The 21,662-nt window shown below is 67.3% G+C and carries 15 protein-coding genes; 3 read left to right on the forward strand and 12 right to left on the reverse strand.

What is annotated here, in order from left to right; genetic code table 11:
* The first annotated feature begins 7 nt into the window (after positions 1–7).
* Positions 8–481 (forward strand): hypothetical protein, encoded by a 474-nt coding sequence (locus ASD38_RS23920; RefSeq protein ID WP_056440063.1) that lies wholly within the window; start codon positions 8–10, stop codon positions 479–481.
* Entirely contained in the window at positions 478–822 is a 345-nt protein-coding gene (locus ASD38_RS23925) for a hypothetical protein (RefSeq protein ID WP_056440061.1), read from the forward strand. Before ASD38_RS23920 ends, ASD38_RS23925 begins: the two co-directional genes overlap by 4 nt.
* On the opposite strand, the gene ASD38_RS12460 is transcribed toward ASD38_RS23925, so the two are convergent.
* The 12 genes from ASD38_RS12460 to ASD38_RS12515 all read right to left on the reverse strand — a co-directional run bounded on the left by ASD38_RS12460 (position 823) and on the right by ASD38_RS12515 (position 20,222).
* Positions 823–2,043, reverse strand: coding sequence for a DUF418 domain-containing protein (locus ASD38_RS12460; protein ID WP_056460384.1), 1,221 nt, complete (start codon positions 2,041–2,043; stop codon positions 823–825).
* Between the two features lie 63 nt (positions 2,044–2,106).
* Complete coding sequence (locus ASD38_RS12465) at positions 2,107–3,435, reverse strand: MFS transporter (RefSeq protein ID WP_056460386.1); 1,329 nt, start codon at positions 3,433–3,435, stop codon at positions 2,107–2,109.
* Positions 3,436–3,517: 82 nt separating this feature from the next.
* Positions 3,518–8,356 carry an NAD-glutamate dehydrogenase gene (locus ASD38_RS12470; protein WP_056440055.1) on the reverse strand — a complete coding sequence of 1,613 codons (4,839 nt, stop codon included), beginning with the start codon at positions 8,354–8,356 and terminating at the stop codon, positions 3,518–3,520.
* 270 nt (positions 8,357–8,626) lie between these two features.
* Complete coding sequence (locus tag ASD38_RS12475) at positions 8,627–9,772, reverse strand: AI-2E family transporter (protein ID WP_056460387.1); 1,146 nt, start codon at positions 9,770–9,772, stop codon at positions 8,627–8,629.
* Positions 9,773–9,983: 211 nt separating this feature from the next.
* The gene (locus tag ASD38_RS12480; protein ID WP_235523856.1) at positions 9,984–12,347 is read right to left on the reverse strand and encodes a sensor domain-containing diguanylate cyclase; all 2,364 of its coding nucleotides are present in this window, start codon (positions 12,345–12,347) and stop codon (positions 9,984–9,986) included.
* A 187-nt stretch (positions 12,348–12,534) separates the two neighbouring features.
* Entirely contained in the window at positions 12,535–13,155 is a 621-nt protein-coding gene (locus ASD38_RS12485) for a hypothetical protein (protein ID WP_056460392.1), read from the reverse strand.
* On the reverse strand, positions 13,148–14,548 hold the full coding sequence (locus tag ASD38_RS12490) for an O-antigen ligase family protein (RefSeq protein WP_056460396.1): 1,401 nt from the start codon (positions 14,546–14,548) through the stop codon (positions 13,148–13,150). Before ASD38_RS12490 ends, ASD38_RS12485 begins: the two co-directional genes overlap by 8 nt.
* A complete protein-coding gene (locus tag ASD38_RS12495) occupies positions 14,538–16,760 on the reverse strand; it encodes a GumC family protein (protein WP_056460399.1) in 2,223 nt (740 codons plus the stop codon). The genes ASD38_RS12490 and ASD38_RS12495 overlap by 11 nt, the downstream gene beginning before the upstream one ends.
* Positions 16,761–16,832: 72 nt before the next feature.
* Complete coding sequence (locus tag ASD38_RS12500; protein WP_156390688.1) at positions 16,833–18,104, reverse strand: outer membrane beta-barrel protein; 1,272 nt, start codon at positions 18,102–18,104, stop codon at positions 16,833–16,835.
* 56 nt (positions 18,105–18,160) lie between these two features.
* Complete coding sequence (locus ASD38_RS12505; RefSeq protein ID WP_056440046.1) at positions 18,161–18,640, reverse strand: hypothetical protein; 480 nt, start codon at positions 18,638–18,640, stop codon at positions 18,161–18,163.
* A gap of 203 nt (positions 18,641–18,843) precedes the next feature.
* The gene (locus ASD38_RS12510; protein WP_056441095.1) at positions 18,844–19,437 is read right to left on the reverse strand and encodes a polysaccharide biosynthesis/export family protein; all 594 of its coding nucleotides are present in this window, start codon (positions 19,435–19,437) and stop codon (positions 18,844–18,846) included.
* Positions 19,438–19,442: 5 nt separating this feature from the next.
* Positions 19,443–20,222 (reverse strand): metallophosphoesterase family protein, encoded by a 780-nt coding sequence (locus ASD38_RS12515; protein ID WP_056440044.1) that lies wholly within the window; start codon positions 20,220–20,222, stop codon positions 19,443–19,445.
* A 300-nt stretch (positions 20,223–20,522) separates the two neighbouring features.
* On the opposite strand from ASD38_RS12515, the gene ASD38_RS12520 reads away from it, so the two are divergent.
* On the forward strand, positions 20,523–21,476 hold the full coding sequence (locus tag ASD38_RS12520) for a transglutaminase-like cysteine peptidase (RefSeq protein WP_056440042.1): 954 nt from the start codon (positions 20,523–20,525) through the stop codon (positions 21,474–21,476).
* The last annotated feature ends 186 nt before the right edge of the window (positions 21,477–21,662 follow it).

A 21,662-nucleotide genomic window follows, 5' to 3' on the forward strand; every position in this document is an offset into this window, starting at 1 on the left:
GCCTTCCATGAAGCTGGCGCCGATAGCGCGAACCGCGCTCGTCCTGACGTTCTTGCTGCCGGCCCTGGCCCCCGTCGCCTGCGCGCCCGTGGCCCCGCCGCCCAACCCCGCCGCCCAGGTCAACGCCGCCGGCCTGAAAGCCCAGACCCTGTCCCTGCTGGACGTGTCCGGCGATCCCTACGCCAGTCACGCCGCCGAGGTCGCGGCCCTGACGGCCCGGATCGACGCGGCGGCCAGCGCGGCGGCCGCCGACCCGCTCAACACCTTCTCGGCCCGGCAATGGGCCGTGCTGCGCGACCCGAACCGCGCCCTCTACGGCGGGACGATCGCCCTATGGCAAAGTCAGGGTTCTCTGGGCCCGGCGTTCCGCGACCAGAAGAAGATCCAGATCGGGCGGGCCTTCGACTACATCCTCTGCCTGGAGGCCAACAAGGGCCAGGCCACATCCTGCGGCCAAGTCGAGGAAGGCGGCGCGTCATGAGCCAGTTCGACGACTTTCTGGCGGCCGCCAAGGCCAACCTCTCCGTGCTGGGCAAGGACAGCTTCGAAGGCTATTCCGCCGATGTGAAGGCCATGGCCCAGGCCGCCCTCGACAAGGCCAAGGCCAACCTGCAGCTCTGGACGGGCCAGCTGGCGGCCGGCCAGCTGAGCGAGGCCGAGTTCAAGAACCTGGTGCAGGGCGAGACCGACCTGACCGAGATCGCCGGCTACACGGCCGCCGGCATCAGCCAGGCGGACGCTCAGCGCCTGCGCGACGCCGTGACCGTGACGGTGATCAACACCGCGCTCGACACCTTCCTCAAATCCAGGCCGCCCACCTGATCAGGTGGCGGCCGCCGCCGTCTCGGGCGCGCGGCGCAGCGGCATGGGCCCCCGATAGGCCAGCCGCCAAAGCCACTCCAGCGGACCCATGGTGAAGCGCGCCATCCACCAGCGCGACCACAGGATCTGCAGCAGCCAGATCACCGCCGTCGCCGCGGCCAGGAACGGCCGGTCGACCTTGCCATAAAGGCCTGGCCCACGGCCGCCGTACAGCAGCGCGGTCATCAGGATCGACTGGGTCAGATAGTTGGTGAAAGCCATCTGACCGACCGGGGCGAGGACGGCCGGGATCGTCTTCCAGACCCTGGCCCGCGTCGCCATCACCATCAGGCCGACATAGCCCAGGCTGACGACCGGCGCGGTGGCGCTCTGCAGCCAGCGGGCCAGGGCGCGCGGCGCCCAGGGATGGCTGGGCAGCACCATGTAGGCCGTCTCGGCCAGGCAGACGATCGCCAGGGCGCCGAGGCCCGCCCCGATCAGGCCCTGATAGACCCCGGTCGAGGCTCTGCCGCTCAGGACGCCCAGCTTGTAGAGACCCATGCCCATCAGCATCAGCGACAGCACCAGCAGCGGCCAGGTCTGGGGCCACTGGGTGAAGGCGCCGAACACGAATTCCCAGAAGTCCCTGGCGTTCTGGCTCAGCGACTGGGTGAAGGTCCCGGCGTACTGGGCGCTGTCGGCCTGGACCCCGGCCAGGAACTTGGCCATCTGCGCCGGCGGCGGATCGCCCCCGCCCTGGGCAGCGTGCTGGAGCAGGTTCCAGGCGGCCCAGGCGGACAGTCCCAGATGCAGGCCGATCCCCGTCCGCAGCAGGCGCTTGGCCGGCCATGAGCGGGCCCACATCGCCAGCAGGCCGACCACCGCATAGGTGTTCATGACATCGCCCTGCCAGATCGCCAGGCCGTGGAGCAGGCCGATGGGCAGCAGGCTGGCCAGGCGTAGGATCAGGGTCCTCTGGCGGTCCTTGTCACCACCCTCGCCGCCGACCATCAGGATCGAGGCGCCGAACAGCATGGCGAACATCGAATAGAACTTCTGCTGGAAGAACACCTGGGTGACCCACCAGACGGCCACCGAGGCCGGCGCCATGCCCAGCGGCCACAGGGTCAGGCTGGTGGCCACCGAATGCGGCTCGGCCGCGATCGGAATGTTGCACAGCAGGATGCCCAGCACCGCCAGACCCCGCAGCGAGTCCAGCAGAACGATACGATCCTTGACCATGCACGCCCCCGACACCAATCGACGGCGATCCTGTACCGTCTTGGCGCGACCGACAACCCTGGGTTAGGCGGCGGCTTCGGGTTCCGGTCCCTGGCGCGGCACGCGGGCCAGGATGACGGCGCCGGTGGCCAGGAACAGGGCCGAGACGGCGACGGCGATGCGCTGGTCGCCGACCCACCGTGTGCCCACCGCGATGACCAGCGGGGCCATGAAGGCCGTGGCCTTGCCCGACAGGGCGTAGAGCCCGAACCACCGTCCGCTCTCGCCGGCCGGGGCCAGTTGCGCCATCCAGGCGCGCAGGGACGCCTGGGCCGGCCCGAAGGTCAGGCCGACGAACAGCGAAAAGCCCAGGAACACCCGCTCCGGCAGGCTGGCGAACAGGCCGCCGCCGGCGGCCGGCGGGGCGACCTTGAGCACGAAGGCCAGGCTGTCGCGGCCGACCAGCCCGACCCCGAACGCCCCGAACAGCACCACGCCGGCGGCGATCAGCACCGTGGTTTTCGAGCCCAGCTTCTGATCGACCCGGCCGCCGATGAACGTGCCGATCCCGGCGGCGATCGACAGGGCGATGGCGTAGAGGCCCAGCTGGGTGGTGGTCCAGCCGAACATCCCGGCCGCCAGCACGCCGCCGAACGCGATGAAGCTGGAGATGCCGTCGCCGAGCAGCATCCGGCCGATCAGGAAACGCAGCATCCACGGCCTGCGCCGCAGCGAACGGATCGTGGTCCACAGCTCGGCCAGCGGCTTCTGGCCGGCGATCTTGGGCGGCTGGGGCGCCATCATCATCAGCGGCCAGGAGAACGCCAGGAACCACACGGCCACCAGCGGCCCGACGATGCGGTCAGGCTCGTGCAGCGCCTTGGACAGCCCCAGCATCGGAACCGTGGGCAGGGAGAAGCACAGCAGCACGACGAACAGGCTAATCAGCGCCCCGACATAGGCCAGGGCCCAGGCCGAGCCCGACAGCCGTCCGACCTGGCCCGGCTTGGCCACCAGGGGCAGCAGGGCGTTCATCACCGAACCGCTGAGCTCGGCCGAAACCCCGGCCACCACCAGGCAGATCAGGATCGGCAGGATGCGGCTGGCGTCGCCTGGCGTCGCGAACCACAGGGCGCCGCTGGCCAGGACGAACGGGATCGCCAAGCCCACCAGCCAGATGCGGGGGTTCCGGCGCGCATCGACGCTGGCTCCGACCAGCGGGCTGAACACCGCGATCAGCAGGCCCGAGACCGCGCCGGCGTAGCCCAGCAGGCTCTGCCCGCGCGCCGGGTCGCCGACGAAGCCGGCCGCGAAATAGGGGGTGAAGATGAAGGTGGCGATCAACGCCCAATAGGGCTGCTGGGCCCACTCGTAGAGCGCCCACGCGGCCCGCTGCCGGTCACCCTTGTTCATCTGTCGTCCCCCAACTGGAGCCGCTTATACGCGAAGCTTCTCCGGCGGGGGACACGCACATGTGCGTGCCCCCGATCGGGGTCTAGGACGCGCTCGCCAGACCCCGCAGGGCCGCGTTGGCGATGGTCAGCTTGGCGAAGGTCCAGCCGCCGCCGGCCTGCTCGATGGTCTCGACCGTGCGCTTGGCGGCGCGGACGGCCTCGTGGCGCAGAGCGCCCCAGGAGCTGACCGCCGCCTTGGCCGAGGCCTCGTCGTCGCCGGCCTGGGCGTTGGCGGCGAACTTCAGCACCACCTGGGTGATCGCGGTCTGCTCGCTGAGCATGTCCTCGATCAGGCGTCGCACGGCCAGGCGCTCGAAGGCGTCGCCGCCGACGAACGAACCGGCCGCCGAGCGCAGGCGGTCGAAGCCGAAGGCCGCGCCCACCTGGTGGTAGAGGCGGGCCACGTTCTCGACCGACCAGCTGGAGGCGTTGCCCAGATCGACCAGGTCGGCCGCCGTGGTCACCGGCTGCAGGGCCGCCACCGCCAGGGCCAGGGCCTCGGGCGCGCCGTCGGCGACATAGGCCTTGGCTCGCTTGGCCGCGGCCTTCTGCTCGAACGGCGAGAGGATCGCGGTCCCCAGGGCCGACAGCGCCTTGACCGAAGGCCCGTAGGTCTCGACCAGCTGCTTGACGGTCGACTTGTCCCTGAACGCCCGGCGGGCCAGCCAGAAGGTCAGGCTGCGCTGGGCGTAGGCCAGGGCCTTGTACAGCGCCAGCTGGCCGCTGGCCGAGGCCTTGCCGTCCAGGGCCGAGACCTGGTCCCACAGGGCGTCGACGCCGAGGATCTCGCGGGCGGCGGCGAAGGCGATGACCAGGGCCGTGGTGTCGCAACCGGCGGCCGCCCGCAGACGGCTGGGGAAGGTCGGGCCGCACATGTTGATCATCTGGTTGTCGAGAACCGTGGCGATGATCTCGCGCTTCAGCCGGTGCTGCTGCATGGCGTCGCCATACTGGCCCAGGGCAGGCGGGAAGTAGCCCTTCAGCGTCGCCTCGAACCAAGGATCGTCGGGCGCCTGGGAGGCGACGATGTCCTCGGACAGGTCGAGCTTGCCATAGGCCAGCAGCACGGCCAGTTCCGGCCGGGTCAGGCCCTTGCCGGCCTGGGCGCGGTCGGCCAGAGCCGCGGCCTCGGGGAGGCCCTCGACCTTGCGGTCCAGGCGCCCCTTGGCCTCCAGGGCGGCCATGAACTGGGCGTGGGATTCGACCTCGGACACCGCGTCGCTTTCCATCAGCGACAGGGCCAGGGTCTGGTCGTAATTGTCGGCCAGCACGTGGCTGGCCACGTCGTCGGTCATGGTCGGCAGCAGCCGGTTTCGGGCCTCGCGATCCAGCTTGCCGCCGCGCTCCAGGATCCCGGTCAGGATCTTGATGTTGACCTCGTGGTCGGAGCTGTCGACCCCGGCCGAGTTGTCGATCGCGTCGGTGTTGATGTGGCCGCCTGCTTGCGCGAACTCGATGCGACCCGCCTGGGTCAGGCCCAGGTTCGCGCCCTCGCCCACGACCTTGACCCGCAGGTCGGCGCCGTTGACGCGGATGGCGTCGTTGGCCTTGTCGCCGGCGTCGGCGTGGCTTTCGGTCCTGGCCTTCACATAGCCGCCGATGCCGCCGAAATAGAGCAGCTCGGCCCGCGCCTTGAGGATGGCGGTCAAGAGCTCGCTGGGGGCGACGCTCTCGGCCTTGAGGTCCAGCATCGCCCGCACCTCCGGCGACAGCGGGATCTGCTTCAGCGTCCGCGGGAAGACGCCGCCGCCCTTGGAGATCAGGCTCTTGTCGTAGTCGTCCCAGGACGAGCGCGGCAGCTTGAACATCCGGTCGCGCTCGGCCCACGAGGTCGCCGGATCGGGATCGGGGTCCAGGAAGATATGGCGATGGTCGAACGCGGCCAGCAGCCTGGTCTGCTTGGACAGCAGCATGCCGTTGCCGAACACGTCGCCGCTCATGTCGCCGACGCCGACCACGGTGAAGGGCTCGGTCTGGATATCCTTGCCCAGTTCGCGGAAGTGGCGCTTGACCGCTTCCCACGCCCCGCGGGCGGTGATGCCCATGACCTTGTGGTCGTAGCCGACCGAACCGCCGGACGCGAAGGCGTCGCCCAGCCAGAAGCCGTAGTCCTCGGCCACGCCGTTGGCGATGTCGGAGAAGGTGGCCGTGCCCTTGTCGGCGGCGACGACCAGATAAGGATCCTCGCCATCATGTATGACCAGACCGGCCGGCGGCACGATCTTGTTGTCGGCGTCTATGTTGTCGGTGATGTCCAGCAGGCCCGACAGGAAGGTCTTGTAGGCGCGGATCGCCTCGGCCTGGATGGCGTCGCGGTCGCCGCCGCGCGGCAGGTTCTTCGGGTAGAAGCCGCCCTTGGAGCCGACGGGCACGATGACCGCGTTCTTGACCTGCTGGGCCTTCACCAGGCCCAGCACCTCGGTGCGGAAGTCGTCGCGGCGGTCGCTCCAGCGCAGGCCGCCACGGGCGACCGGGCCAAAGCGCAGGTGAACCCCCTCGATGTGCGGGGCCGAGACATAGATCTCGCGATAGGGCTTGGGGGCCGGCAGGTCCTCCAGCTCGCGCGAGGCGATCTTGTAGCTGATATAGGGCTTGGGCTCGCCGTCGGGCCCGACCTGGAAGAAGTTGGTCCGCTGGATGGCGCCGATCAGGGCGGCGATGCGGCGCAGGACGCGGTCGGCGTCCAGGCTCTCGACCGCCTGCAGAGCCTCGACGATGTCGGCCTCGACGGCCTTGGCCCGCTCCTCGCGGGCGGACAGGTCGGCGTGCACGGCCGGGTCGAACTTGATGCGGAACAGGTCGAGGATCAGCCGGGTGACGCCGGGATTGTCCGACAAGGCCTGTTCCTGCACGCCCTGGCTGGGATCCAGGCCCGTCTGCTGGCGGTAGCGGGCCAGGGCGCGGACCAGGGCCGCCTCGCGCCAGCCGACGCCGAGTTCGAGCACCAGGCGGTTGAAGCCGTCGCTCTCGGCGCGGCCGGTCCAGATGGCGACGAAGGCGGCCTCGAAGGCGGTCTTGACGTCGCCGAACGACAGATGCTCGCCGCGCTCGTCGCGCAGGGTGAACTCGTGAACCCAGACCTTGCCGTGGGTTCCAGCCGCCGGCGTCAGCTTGAAGCCGTCCTCGATCAGGGCCTTCAGGCCCATGTGCTCCAGGATCGGCAGCACGTCGGCCAGGGGCGCGGCGGCGCCGGGGCGATAGAGCTTGAACCGGAACGTCAGCTTGTCGTCGTCGGCGTGGCGGAAGGCGCGGACCCGCACCGGCTCGTCGGCGGCCAGGTCGTCGACCACGGCGAGGTCGGCCAGGGCCTCGGCGGCGTCGTACTGGTCGCGATAGCCGGGCGGGAAGGCGCCCTGCCAGCGGGCCAGGGTCTCGGCGACCCGGCCGGGCGCCCCGCCGTCACGGACGGCGGCCTCGAAGCGGTCTTCCCAGGTCCGGGCGGTCTCGGCGACGGCGGCTTCCAGCGCGGTCAGGTCCGGATCGCCGTGGTGGCCGGGCGTCACGCCCAGCACGTAGTGCACACGGGCCAGGGGGGCGTCGGAGAAGCTGGGATAGTAGGCGCTGACCCGGCCTTGATAGGCGTCGGCCAGGATCTTGCCGGCCCGCTCGCGCACGCCGCTGTCATAGCGCTCGCGCGGCACGAACATCAGCACCGAAATGAAGCGGTCGAAAGGGTCGCGGCGGGCGAACAGCCGCACGCGCGGCCGGTCGTAGAGGTGCAGAACCCCCATGGCCATCGTCCGCAGTTCATCCTCGGAAACCTGGAACAGCTCGTCACGCGGCCAGGTCTCGAGGATGTTCCTCAGCCGTTTGCCGTTGTGGCTGTCGGGATCCTTGCCGGTCTCCTTGAGGATGTGCTCGACCTTGCGCCGGATCACCGGCATCTCGTGAGCGGGCGTCTCGTAGGCCTCGGCGGTGAACAGGCCGACGAACCGGACCTCGCCGGAGGGCTTGCCGTCGGCGCCGTACCGCCGCACCCCGACATAGTCCATGTAGCCGCGGCGATGGACCTTGGACCGCAGGTTCGACTTGGCCACCACCAGCGGCGCGCCCAACAGCAGGTGGTCGCGGACCTGGCGCGACAGGATCGCCGGCTCGCTGCCCCGGCGCAGGACCGTCAGGGTCTGGTCGCGCAGCACGCCCAGGCTGCCCTCGGGCTGGTACAGCGGCTCCTCTGCCGCGTAGCCGCCGTCCGGCGTGCGGGGATATTCGTAGACCCGGGCCCCCAGGAACACGAAGCGGTCGCCCTCCAGCCAGTCGAGGAAGGCCAAACCTTCCTCGCGCTCGCCTTCCGGGATCGGGGCCTTCGAGGCGCGTAGCTCCTCGATGGTGCGGCGGATCAAGGCCTTCATGGCGTGGAAGTCGTCGACGGCCAGCTGAACGTCGGCCAGAGCGTCGCGGACGGCGTCGACCAGGGCCGTCTCGCGGTCTTCGCCCACGGGGGCCAGGTAGACCTGGATCATCGAGCGCCGGCCCGCCGGGGTGTCGATCACCGGGTGGAACATGGCGCGGACCGAGAAGCCCGCCTCGGCGATGGCGCCCATGATGCTGTCGACCAGGAACGGGCGGTCGGGCTGGACGATCTCCAGCAGGTCGCTCTTCAGGTCGGTCCCGTCGGCGCGGACGGCCGGCCGGACACGGATCGAGAGCGGCTCGCCGGAAGCGCCTTCGCCGAAGCGCCAGAAGTCGACCAGGGCGTGGGCGATGTCGCCGGGAGCAAAGCCCGGCAGTTCCTCGGCCGACCAGTCTTCCTGGACCTGGGCGGCGAACTGGGCCTGTGGCGCGCTCAGCGCCCCCTGCCCCAGGGCCGCGCCGAAGGCCGAAATCAAACCGTCCGGTTGAGCGGCGGTCGCCTTGGGGTCAAGTTTTGCACCGACCATGGGATTTCCTCGCGAATTTTTGGCGACAACCTAGCCCTTTCAGGCTCAGTTTCAACCGTAGTCGGGGAAAAGCGCAGAATATCTTACCAAGACAATCGTCCCGGACGCCGGACACGGAAGCGCCGCCGGTTGGGGGGAACCGGCGGCGCGGGCCCGCCGGGGGGCGACGGGCGATTCCGCATCGGACGCTCCAGAAAATCGGTCTGCGTCGCGCGGGGGTCGGCATGGGGGGCTGCCGACAGGATTTAGATAGGAAGGCCATTTGGGATTTTAAGTCCCCTTGACCGACTTCTGTTGCGAAGGCGACGAAGATCCGGCCTTTTTGTCCGGCGGGGCCTTGTCGGAGGCCCCCGGCGCCTTGCGATCCAGGCCCGCGCCGCTGGGATCGCCGTCTTCCGACAGCAGGATGGCGATCCAGCGCGTGCCGTCGAACTGAGCCAGGACCAGCATCGCCGCCACGGTCAGCGGCGTGGACAGGAACATGCCGGTGACGCCCCACAGGGCGCCCCAGACGGCCAGGGACAGCAGGACGACGGTCGGGTCCATGTTCAGGCTGTCGCTCTGCATGCGCGGCAACACCACGTTGCCGACCACGAAGAAGATCAGCTCCAGGGCGCCGAACAGGATCAGGGCCGGCCAGAAGCTGTCGGGGAACTGCACCAGGGCGAACAGCGGCGGCAGGATGCAGCCGACCGCCCCGCCCAGGATCGGGATATAGGCGGCGACGAAGATCAGGAAGGCCCAGAACAGGGCGTTGTCCAGGCGCAGCAGCATCATCACCACCCAGGCGGCGGCGGCGATCATCAGACCGGTGACGGTCTGGATCCACAGGTACTGCTCCACGCCGTTGCGGATGCGCTGGAACAGCTGCACCGCGCCCTCGCGCTCGGCATGATGCGGATAGAGCGCGACGATCTTGCGGCCGAACCCCCGTCGCGAAGCGATGATGAAGCCGAGATAGATCAGCACCAGTATGGCGTTGGAGGCGAAGTTCTGCAGGCTTTGGGCGGCCGCCCCGGCGTATTTGGCGGGATCGAGCTGGTCGATCAGCTCGCCGATCGTCGGCGCCACCTTGATCCCGACCAGCGAGGCGATCTTGGCGATCACCTCGTTCAGGCGGGGGGCATAGTCGCGCATCTGTCCGACGAAGCTGGCGCCGTTCGCGGTCACCACCCAGACCGAGGCCGCGAACAGGGCGATGGACAGGACGATGGCGGCCGGCAACGCCAGGCCCCTGGGGAATTTCGGCAGCCGCTGGACCAGGACGCGGGCGAAGCTGTCGATCATCACGGCCAGGAAGACCGCCATGGCCAGGGGCGTGAGGATGCCGCGCATCCAGTACAGGGCGGCGGCGCCGGCGACCACCGCCAGGAACACCAGGGCGTTGCGGCCGGTGATCGACGGGGAGATGGTCATCGGCGGAATTCCTTTCTCGAGCGCCCATACAACGGCAGGCGCCACATTGCGCGAGCCGATCGGCGAGGCGCAAGGCCGGGGCTAGGCTTAAGTCCTCAATCTGAAGGACGTTGCGTATGAGCCTGGCGATTGGCCAAGGCGCACGATCGTCAACCGGGCCGGACGCCCGATCATGCGCGTCCAGACGGGCGGCCGTCGCGGCGACGGGCCTCTAGGCGGCCTTGCGGCGGCGCGGCTTCTTGACGGCCGGCTTGTAGGCCGAGGTCGCGCTGGCCAGGGTCCAGGCCGACAGGGCGTCGACGGGCGACGGGCGGCCGATCGCATAGCCCTGCAGTTCGGCGCAGTTCTCGCCGCGCAGGAAATCGATCTGCTCCTGGGTCTCGACGCCCTCGGCCACGCACGGGATCTCGAGGCTGCGGCCCAGGCCCAGCACGGCGCGGACGATCACCGTCGCGCGGTCGTGGCGGTGGATGTTCTCGACGAAGCTCTTGTCGATCTTGATCTTGTCGAACGGGAACGACTGCAGGGTCGACAGCGACGAGAAGCCGGTGCCGAAGTCGTCCATGGCGATCCGCACGCCCAGGGCCTTCAGCCGGCGCAGGTTGTCGAGCGCCCGCTGATAGTCCTTGAACAGCGCGCTCTCGGTGATCTCCAGCTCCAGCCGCTTGGGCGACAGGCCGGTGGCGACCAGCACCTCGTGCACCAGGGTCGGAAGATTGGGCTGGTTCAGCTGCAGCGGCGACAGGTTGACCGCGATGCGCAGCGGCCGCTCCCAGGTGACCGCGTCGGCGCACGCGCGGCGCAGGACCCATTCGCCCAACTGGGCGATCAGGCCGTTCTCCTCGGCGACCGGGATGAACTCCAGCGGCGGGATCATGCCGCGCACCGGATGGTTCCAGCGCACCAGGGCCTCGAAGCCGCAGACCTCGCCGTCGGACGCCTTGGCCAGCGGCTGGTAGTAGACGATCAGCTCCTCGTCGGCGATCGCCTGGCGCAGTTCGCGGGCCATGGTCCGGCGTTCGCGGATCGACTCGTCCATCTCGCGCTTGAAGAAGCGATAGGCGCCGCGGCCGCTTTCCTTGGCGCGGTAGAGCGCCATGTCGGCGTTGGCCAGCAGGGCCTCGGCCGTGCGGCCGTCGTCGGGGAACAGCGACACGCCCAGGCTGGCGCCCATGGCCAGGTCCTGGCCCTCGTGCACCGCCGACGCCGCCAGGGTTTCCAGCAGCCGACCGGCCAGCTCGGCCGCAGCGGCCGGCTGGTCGCCGGCCGCGACCTGGACGACAATGAACTCGTCGCCGCCAAGACGCGCGGCGAAGGACGGCGCGGTCAGGCAGTCCTGCAATCGGCGCGCGGTCTCGACCAGCAGGGCGTCGCCCACCAGGTGGCCGTGCAGATCGTTGGCTTCCTTGAAATGGTCCAGGTCGATGCAGATCAGGGACAGGCTCTCGCCCGAGGCTTCGACGCGGTCCAGGGCCGCGGCCAGGCGGACCTGCAGCGAGTTGCGGTTGGGCAGGCCGGTCAGGCCGTCGTGCTCGGCGAGGTAGCGGATCTTCTCCTCGGCCGAGCGGCGCTCGCGCAGGTCGCGGACGGCCAGGACGGTGAGGCCCGAGGTCTCCTGCCGCGCGCCGTCGTCCATCAGGCGCGAGAACACCTCGACGGGAATCGTCCGGCCGCCGTCGGCGGGTTGCAGAACGCCTTCGCGCCGCACGCCCTCGCGGGTCGGGGCGTCGGTGTCGAAGGTCAGCAGATTGGACAGCGGCGTGCGCAGCAGGCCGTCCAGTTCGACGCCGGCCAGTTCGCAGAACGCGGCGTTGGCGTCATTGATCAGCCCGTCCTGGACCACGACGATGCCCTCGTAGGCGGCGTTGGCCAGGCGACGGATGCGGTCGAGGGCCGAGCGGCTGGTCGAGGACTCGATGGCCACCGCGCCCAGGCCGCCCAGGATGATCATGCCGGTGATCGAGGTCACGGCCAGGGTCAGGATCGCGCCCGACAGCATCTGATCAGGGACGTTGATCGCGGGGTCGGGAACGATGGTGATCGCGGCCATGCCGACGAAATGCAGGGCGCAGACCCCCAGCGTGAGGACGACGCCCCCGCTCAGCTGCTTGAGCAGGCTGCGCGCGCGCCCGGCCAGCTGCAGGGCGCTCGCCGCGCCGATGACGCCGGCCAGCACGGACGCGGCGATCGTCGCCTGCTCCCACTGCACGAAGCCCTGGGTCACGAAGGCGGACATGCCCGTATAGTGCATGGCGGCCACGCCCATGCCGAGGATCAGCCCGCCGGCGAAGTCGTTGGTGCGCGAGCGCTGGGCCGAGGCCACGGCGAAGCCGCCGGCCATGAACAGCACCGAGATCATCAGCGACAGCAGGGTGCCCGACGGGCTGTAGCCGGTCTTGAGGCCGGGGCTGTAGGCGACCATGGCGATGAAGTGGGTGGCCCACACGCCCGATCCCGAGACCAGGCCGGTCAGCAGCAGCCAGGCGGCCCGAACCACGCCGCGGGCCCCGCGCATGCGCGAATAGAGCCGGAACGCCGTGAAGCACGCGGCGAAGCAGATCAGGCCGGCGACCATGACCAAACGCAGGTCATGCTCCGTCGTCAGGCAGGTCAAAACCTTCAGCACGCGCAGATCCCCCAGGGAATTCATCCTATGAATACCGGGGAAGATGCAAAAAAAGCGTTTCGCTGATTGGCCTTGGTGCGGGGCTTGCCGACGGGCCTAAGGCTCACACTGAACGACATGCTATCGAAGCCGGAACCTAATGGGCGGACAGCAGCTGCTTCTGCCGATAGATTTCGGCATCCTGCGCCTGAAGCTCCGCCAGCGTCGCGCGAACGGCTTCAAGTCCCGCTGGATTTCTGATGCGGCTAGCCATGGCGACATATTGCCGATGACGGCGTCCGGTTCGCCAGTTGACCTTGAGATCGTCGATGACCGCCGCCTTCAACTCCGGCGAAAGTGACGGCCAGGTCTCGAAGGCCATGTTCAGACGCCAGGTCAGCGAGTCATACGGCGCGACATCATACGATCGCTGCAGATAACCGACGCCCGTAGGTGAAAGCTTGCCGGTTTCGACGACGTCAATGAACGCCAGGCGCAACCAGGCATAGTGATTGGTCGGCGACAGACGCAACTGCGCCTCGCTGAGCGTCTTGGCCGATCCAAGATCGACCGTTGGATCTGTATCCAGGGCCTTGATGATGGCCTGGGCCTTGCCGCCATAAACTCCGCTCAGCGGTATCCATGCCGGTGCCTCATGGCCGAATTGCTCGGCCAGCTGCAGCTCCCATACAGCGCAGCCCGCCGTCGCGACGGTGATGACCGCCAGGCCGGAAGCGGCGAGGGTCACCAGGCGAGAAGCCTTGCTCCGGTCAGCCATTGGCGCCTCTCGGGGCGTTGGCCAGTCCGAGACCCAGCCCCAGCAGGCAAGCCCAGGTCGCCGTGATGGACGGCACCTGGAGCGCATAGTCCGTCGTGCCGTGGATCAGAATCACAGCGCTTGCGGCCACCAGGGCTCGCATCCACATGGTCATCCGCCGGCGGCGGTGCGCACCCAGCCCCGTGGACGCCAAGATCCAGCTAATGCAGGCGAACATGGGTAGGGCCGCCGTCAGCCCGCCTTCCTCCAGCCATTGGATATAGACGTTGTGCAGCGCGCGTACGTACGACAGGTCCCTGTAGTTCACGGCGTTTTCGATCAGCCGATTGACCGCGTAGAAATTGCCCAAACCATAGCCCGACCAAGGCGAGGCCTTGAACGCCCGCCAATGGCTGTCGAACAATTGAGTGCGAACCGCCGCGTCGGCGTTGAGATCAACAAAACGTCGGCTGACCGCGTCCGCGGTGAACGCCAAGCCAAGGACAATGACGAGGGCCGCTCCGACGAGGATCATCGTACGCGGCGACGGCCGACGCCAGGGTTGGGAGAAAAGCTCCCAAAGGGCGAAAAGGGCCAAGCCAGCCGCCGTGGCCGCGAGCCCCGCGCGCGATGAGGTCAGCACCACCGAAACCAGGATCACGACGAACGCGATCAGCGTGGGCCCCGCGGCGCTGGCCACCCGGTCCATGCGCCAACCGTTGCGCGTCGCTTCGCGAACGCGCTCGACCAGGAGCGCGGCGGTCAGGACCCCCGTATAGCCCAGCAGGGTCGCGGCGGTGTTGGCGCTCAGGAACGACGCCGTCAACCTGTCACGGTGGAAGATCTTGGCGACGCCCATGACCGTGCGCGGGTCCGCCAGATGCGAAACAAAGGCCCAGGACGCGTAGAGGGCCGCAGCCATCAGGAAGATGTGCAGAAAACGTCGCGCACGCTCCTGCTCCTGACCGATCGCCGCCCCGATCCCAAACAGGCAGGCCAGCCCGCAGAGCTTCATCATCTCGATGATGGCCGACGAACGGTCCAGCACGGCGGCCGGCCTCGCTTTCGGCACATAGCTCCAGATGGGATTCACCCCGCCGATGGCGAACGGCGTCATGGCCAATCCGGCCGCGGCCAGAACCGCGACGAAGAGCACGGCGGGAACGGCCATACCGCTCCAGCGCGCGGTCGCGGCACGGCCCCACGACGTGAGATAGACGACCGTCAGGAAGCCGACCCCGTAGAGCGCCGTGAACTGGAGCGCGACGTCCGTGCGGTTCGCCCCGAACAAGAGATGGCCGCTCATCAAGAGCAGAACCACCAGAACCAGGCTCACATTGGGCAGACTGCGGCGCGACGAAGTCGCCGCCGCTGCACCGACCTTCAGGCTTCGCGCTTCGGCGTCAGCCGCCATAATACTTCTGGTAGGAGCGATAATAGTAGCCGGGATCGCCGTAGCCGTAGCGCGACTGGGCCTTCATATCGACCTGGGTCAGGGCCACGCCGCTGACATAGGCCGAAGGCGACAGCAGGCGCAGAGTCGACTCGATGGCCTTCAGCGGCGTCTTGCGCCAGCGAGCCAGGACGACGACGACGTCGGCGAGCGACGCCAGAACCCGCGTGTCGGCGATCGGCAGGACCGGCGCCGAGTCGATCAGCACGATGTCGAATTCCGCGCGCAGGGTCTTGATCAGGTTCTGCATGGCGGCCGAGCCGAACACGTCCTTGGGCGTATAGGCGCCCTTGGCGAGCGGCAGCACCACCGCCCCCGACAGCTGATCGTGAACCAGGGCCTGGGCCAGGGTCGCCGTGCCGTTCAGGACCTCCAGGAGGCCGACGTCGGCCTCGAAGCCCAGCATGCGGTTGACCGAGCGCTGGCGAAGGTCGCAGTCGAGCAGGACGACCCTGGATCCCATGCTGGCCATCGTTCGCGCCAGGCAGATGGACGAGGTCGTCTTGCCTTCGCCCGGCAAGGACGAGGTGATCAAAATGACCCGAACGGCCTGGCCGACCTTGGAGAACAGGACCGAAGCCCGCAGGTTTCGGAAAGCCTCGGTGAAACTCGAAAGCGGCTTTTCGATCACATAGTCGACAGCCTTGATCTTCGAGTTCTGGTCGCGCTCGATCATCGTGTGCAGCGAAGGGATGGATCCCAGCGCCGGCAGACCCAGACGATCCTGAATTTCTTCCGCCGTACCAAGCCCGCTGGAGAGAAGCTCGGCCACGACGGCGGCGGCAATGCCGGCGCCCATGGCCAGAATGAGGCCCGCGGCGAAATTAATCAGCACCTTCGGCGAGCTTTGCTTGGTCGGAATGCGGGCGCGGGACGTCACGCGGGCGTCGGTCTGTTCCAAACCTTGCTGAGCGCTGGTTTCCTTGAAGCGATTGAGCAGAGATTCATAGAGCAGGCGAACGGAGTCAGCGTTCCGCTGCAGTTCGTTCAGCTTGACCGAGTCTCGATTATTGCTGGCTAAATTGCCACGCGACTGGCCGACGCTGGCGGCGACCGATGCGGTTCGTTGACGCGCCACCTCGGCCTGGGCCGACAGGTTGGAGATGATCCGGCTGATCTCCTGTTTGATCTGGGCGTCGATATCCGCAAGCTGGCGCTGCGCCTTCAGCATTTCGGGGTGACGATCGCCGTAGCGGCCCTGCAGGTCGGCCACTTTCTGGGTGACGTCGGCGCGTTGGCGGCGCAGTTGCTGCACGACCGGGGAGGTCAGCGCTTCGCCGACGTCCTCACCGGTGCTGCCTTGTGCCAGCTGACGCCGGGCGGTGTTCAAACGGGCGTCTGCCTCCGCCTGCTCGGCGCGCGTAGTCGCCAACTGCTGATCGAGATTGGAGATCTCCTGTTCAACCAGGGTCGCCCCTTGGGAGCTCATCAGATTGTTGGCGATCTTGTACTGGCCGACGGCCGTTTCGGCCTGTTCGACCTGCACACGCAAATCGGCTAGGCGACCATTGAGCCACTCATTGGCCTGCTGGGTCGCGTCGAACTTCGCGTCCAGCTGCGACAGCAGATACTGATCAGCGAACGCATTGGCGATCTGCGCGGACTTGGCTGAATCCTTGGACGTGAACGAGACGTCGATGAGGTAGGTCAAGCCGACGCGCTTGACAGTCAGACCCTTGATTACCGAGTCTACGACCTTCTCGTGCTTTCGCTGGGCGATTTCGCTGTTGTTGGCGTCGATGCTGGCCTTCGGCGCCAGAGACTTCGCGAAGGCCTTAAGACCATCGAGCAAGCCCGGCTTGGTGTCGGCGTCCGGATTGAATTCGGGGTCTTGATCAAGCTTGAGCTTGGCGACCACCTTCTCGGCGACGGATCGCGACTGGATGACCTGGGCTTCCGTGTCGACGGCTTGAGTGCTGGCCGGAAGCTGCGACACCACCGACTGCATCTCGGCGACGGCTTCCTTGCGAGGATCCAGCAGGACCTCCGCTGTAGCCGTGTACTTCGGAGTCATTTGCGCGGTGACTAACACCACCAGGAGGAAGACGGCCGCCGCGACGCCAATCATCAGGCGAAGCCGACGCTTGAAGGCCGCGATCAGGCGGTTCACATCCAGGGATGCGGAGCCTCCCACATCCTGTTGACCAAACGTGTCGTCGACCTGAGCGTCCATAAGCGACCTTAATTTATACGAAGTTCGCGCGCCACCCCGAGGCGGGGCGGCGCGCGTCAGCGACGCTAAAGCTTAGCGTTGGAAGACTAAGGACAGGTTGAAGCGGTTGACCGAATAGTCGGGGCCGGCGACGATGAGGGGGCCCGAGCTGTTCTGCTTCAGATAGGTGTAGCCGGCGCGAACACCGACCGTGCGGTTCATGAAGTAGGTGGCTCCGAAACCGGCGCTGGTCCGGCCGTCCTCGCGGTCGATCGACTTGTACTTGTCCTTCTGGTAGCCGAGCTGCCCGTAGAGCAGCACGTTGCGCAGAAGTTCGTGATCGACCCGGACGCCGACGGTGTTGGAGAAGTAGCCGGGCGAACCGTTCGCCGTGCCTTCTTCAGGCGTGCGAGAGGCGGTGCCGGTGACCGTGGTCAGCTGGGTCGGAAACCATTCGACCTGAGCGTGAAGAGCCAGGCCGGATTGATCTTCGAACGCCTTATAGTCCTGCGAGGTATAACCGACGCGCAGTTCGCCACGGGCGGTGTTGCTGATGTCGAAGTTGGCGCCGACCAGCAACTCATAACCCTCGGAGTCGCGCTGCAGCGGCGAGGCCGGCGGCGCGAGGCGGTAGTTGCGCTTGTTGAACACGGCTTCGGCCAGAACGGCCGCCGACGGGCTGACGGCGTAGTCGGCGCGGACGTTGCCGATCGTCGTCTTGCGATCCCGGTTGTCTTGGTCGACGACGATGCCGGTCCTGGTCACCCCGTCATCGTAGTCCAACTTGGTGACGCCGACGCCGCCGCCCAGCTTCAGTCGATTGAACTCCTTGGATCCGGCGATCTTGGCCGCGGCCGAGGTATAGGCGATCGGCTTGCTCACGGTGCCGGGGGTGTCCGGCGACGTACGCGCCTCGTTCAGGTCGCCATAGTCGGCGGCGAAGCTGAGGTTGCCCGTCCGATCGACGTCCAAGCGGCCGGCGGCCCCGGCGGTCCAGGTCTCGGTGTCTTCGCTCTTCAGGTCGTTGTAGCGGGCGATCGCGCCGTTGACATAGCCGCCCAGCGCGTGACGCGACCAGTTCGAGCGCAACCGAACTTCGGGCGTGATCGTGTAGAAGATGTCGTCCTGCTCGGCGGCCTTGACGCGAGCATAGACGTTGTCGTTCGACTCGAGCGTCGCCGTCAGCTTGGGATAGGCCGTGAAGCCGCCAAGATGCACGCCGAGGGCGTCGAAGTCGGGACGCGAACGTTCACGCACGGCGATGTTGCGGTCGCGGACGAAGTTGCTTTCCTGAGCCTGGGACTCAGAGGGCGCGATAACACACACCGCAGCGGCCGCCGCCGCGAGCAGGAAGAGTTTAGACATGTTGATCCCCACGTGATGCGGCGGCGCCGACCGGCGCCGCCAGCTCGCTTAGTGCGTTAACCCTGGTATTCGGGGCCGTAATAATCCGAGCTGTCGCCATTGCCAACGGTGCCGGCCGTGGTGTCGGGCGGCACGCCGATATTGCTCCACACCGAGGCGTTGGCGTCGGCGTTCGGGTTGGCCTGAGCGGCGGCGGCAGGCGCCAGCGCGGCGCTGACGTCGGCGCTGACCTGAGCGAGCGCCGCCGAGCCGTCCGCGCCGAGGGCGGCCAGCAGAGCGGTGTCCTTCAGGGCCAGAGCGATGGCGGCCTGAGCCACTTTCGGGTCCGGGTTCGTCGCCACGATCAGGCGCTTGACGGCGTCGGCCGTGAACTTCTTCACGAACGCGGCCTTCTGCGCCGGGTTCATGTTCTGGGCGGTCGCCCGACGCTCGGCCTCGGCCTGGGCGTCCTTGGCGACGGTCGCGATCCTGACCGCCAGCTCGGCGGCCGTGATCGTGGAATACTGAGCCTTGGCCGCGGCGACAGCCGGGATCATGACTACGGAGGTCGCCAGCGCACCGAAAAGCAACGCGCCAGAAACCGCCAACATCGTTGATTTAACACGCATGTTCTTACCCCTCCAGACGGGCTAGACGCCAGTCGATGGTCAATTGCCACTGATGAGGGCAAGAATCCAGCGACGTTTTCTTAAAAGCTAACGAATCTTTGAAATAAGAGACGAGAGAGCAAAAATTGCTCCTAGAAAAGACGCTCGGTGATGCGGATCGTATCACCCGGGGCGACCTCGACGCCTCCCGTCAACGGGAACTGCCGCTCGGTCTGATCATTCATCCGCTTGATGAATACCCGCTTCTGGTTCGCGCGATAGGTGAAACCACCCGCGGTGGCCACCGCATTGAGAACAGTCAGGCCGCTGGTGTAGGGATACTGTCCAGGCTTTTCCACTTCGCCCATTATATAGAATGGGCGGTAATTGAGAACCTCGACACTCACACGTGGATCTTTGAGGTAGCCGTTGCGCAGCGACTGCTCAACGCCGCCCTGAAAGTCTTTCAGCGTCAGACCCGCCGCCTGGACCTCGCCCACCAGAGGGATCGAGACCAATCCGGTGCCCGCGACCACGAACTGTCCTGACAGCGCGTCCTCGCCGAATACGGTCACCCGCACCTTGTCGCCCGAGCCGAGCACGTAGTCCGAAGGCTGGAACGGCGGAGGCGCCGCGGCTTCGATCGCCTGCCTTGCGTGGACAGGTCCCATCGAAAGGACCAGCACCGACAGCGCCGCCACCAGGCAGCCCACCGCGAGTTTTCCTATCCTCATCACGCCGATCATCTCCATCACCCCCTGTTACGCTCAAGTCTGTACTGCATGATCGTTCGCTCAACGCCAAGCAGGCGCACGCCCGTCAGGACGCCCGTAGCATAGGCTCCAGTGTCTAGTCCTATACGTGTAGGGCCGTCATAAGGCATTTCTTCGGGCGTATGCCCATGAACTACAACTTTTTCGAACGGTTTCTTCTCGGAAAGAAATTCCTGCCGAATCCAGAGCAGATCGCGGGCCGATTGAGCATCGAGCGGCACGCCCGGCCGCAGGCCCGCGTGAACAAAGACGTAGTCGCCAAGGACGACCGCCAGCTCCAGCGACTTCAGGAAATGCAGATGCGTGGCCGGAAGCGCTGAAGACAGCGCGCGCCCCAGGGCGGCGAGATCCTCGGGGCCCACCCGGCCTATGGGCGGCGCGACACCGTAAGAGGCCAGGGTGGCGCCCCCGCCGAACTCCAGCCAACCCGCGTTGGCCACCGGATCCTCGATGAAGGCCAGCATGGCCTCCTCGTGATTGCCCATCAGGGTCCGCACTTCGAATCCGGGCGTGGAAAGCAGGGCCGTCAGGCGATCCAGCACGCCCTTGGACTCCGAGCCGCGGTCGACGTAATCGCCCAGGAAGACCAGAAGCGGGCGCTCGCCGCGCGACAAGGCCGGAGCGGCGTCGGCCACGATCCGCGTCAGCAGGCCGTCCAGAAGGTCCGCCCGTCCATGGATGTCGCCCACGGCATAGACCAAGCGCTCGCCGGTCGAAGCCGGGGCGGCTTTCTGGGCGGGACGGAACAGGCGAAACACGACGAGTCTCCAAGCGGGACGGATGTGTCCCACAGAATGAGGACCGACCCTAGCGCTTGCAAGATGAACGCCAGCCTGCAGCCCCGCGCTCCGGCCCGCGACCGCGAACCGCCCAAAATCCCACCTAACAAGGTTATTTACACAACATTCACCAATAAACACATCGTTTACCAACAACAGAAATTAAATAGGCTTAATAACGTATCGGTAATGTGGGTGTAATTTAAATTCACCCTAGTAATTACCCTTATTTTTATTGCGCAAAACTATTCATGTCCTCGTCTCCAAGCGAGGTAGGACATGCGAAAGTATTCGCTCACCGTATCGAACCGCCTGCCGCAAGCGATCGCCTCGGCCGTGGGCCTGCTGCTCCTGAGCGCCGGCGTCTCCGCGGCGGCGCCGCGGTCGGTCGACATGACCTGGAGCACGCCCTCGATCACGCCGCGAGGCTATGCCGACTATTGCGCCCGCTACGCCGGCGAGTGCCTGGCCACGCCGGCCGAACAGGCCAGCTATGTCGCCGTCGCCCAAGCCAATGTCGGCGGCAACTTCTGGAGCGCCAACTTCGCCGAAAGCGAACCGGCGGCCGACACGCCCTCGCCCCAGATGATCGCTGACAGCGCCCCCGCCGAAAATTTCTGGAGCGTCGCCTTCCAGATCCAGCCGGCCTCTCTGGCCGAGCCCGTCGGCGCGGCGCGCGACCAGGTCGATTGGGCGTCCCGTTTCGCGGCGATCGACGCCAAGCGGGGCGAAGAGAGCGCGTTCAACCAGGAGACCGCTCCGGCCGCCGCTCCGACCCTGGTCGCGTCTTCAGGACCGGTCCAACGCGTCGCCCTGACCGACAAGACCTGGGCCCTGCTGTCGAAGACCAACCGGTCGATCAACAACGCGATCGCCCGCGCCGACGATTTCGACCACGACGGCGTTCCGGACCGTTGGGACCTGCCGCTGCTCGACGGCAGCAAGAAAGGCGACTGCGAGGACTACGCTCTGGAGAAGCGGCGCCGGCTGATCCAGCAGGGCCTGCCCGCTGAAGCGCTGTCCCTGGCCATCGTTCGCACCAGCTGGGGCGAGGTCCACGCCGTGCTGGTGGTCGACACCGACCGCGGCGCCTATGTTCTCGACAGCCTGACCGCGTGGGTCACGCCTTGGACCCAGGCCCATTTCCAGTGGATCACCCGCCAGGCCGCCGGCGGCGCCTTGTGGGTGCGTCCCGGCCCCGCCGCCTTCCAGACGGCGTCCTTGACGCAATGACCTGAGCGCGCCGCCGTCCGCTCCCGCGGCGGCGCGTTCAGGGAGACCCAGCCGGTGTGATCGGTGCGGCGTCGCAGAAGCTTGTCCGGCGCCCTTTGTTCTGGCGGCGCCCAGACCGGTCACAAAACAGCAATACAAATGACCGGCGACAGCGCTTCAACAATGACCAAAATTTAGCCGACCGGC

Origin of the sequence: Caulobacter sp. Root487D2Y (assembly GCF_001427165.1) — a bacterium.
Classification (GTDB): domain Bacteria; phylum Pseudomonadota; class Alphaproteobacteria; order Caulobacterales; family Caulobacteraceae; genus Caulobacter.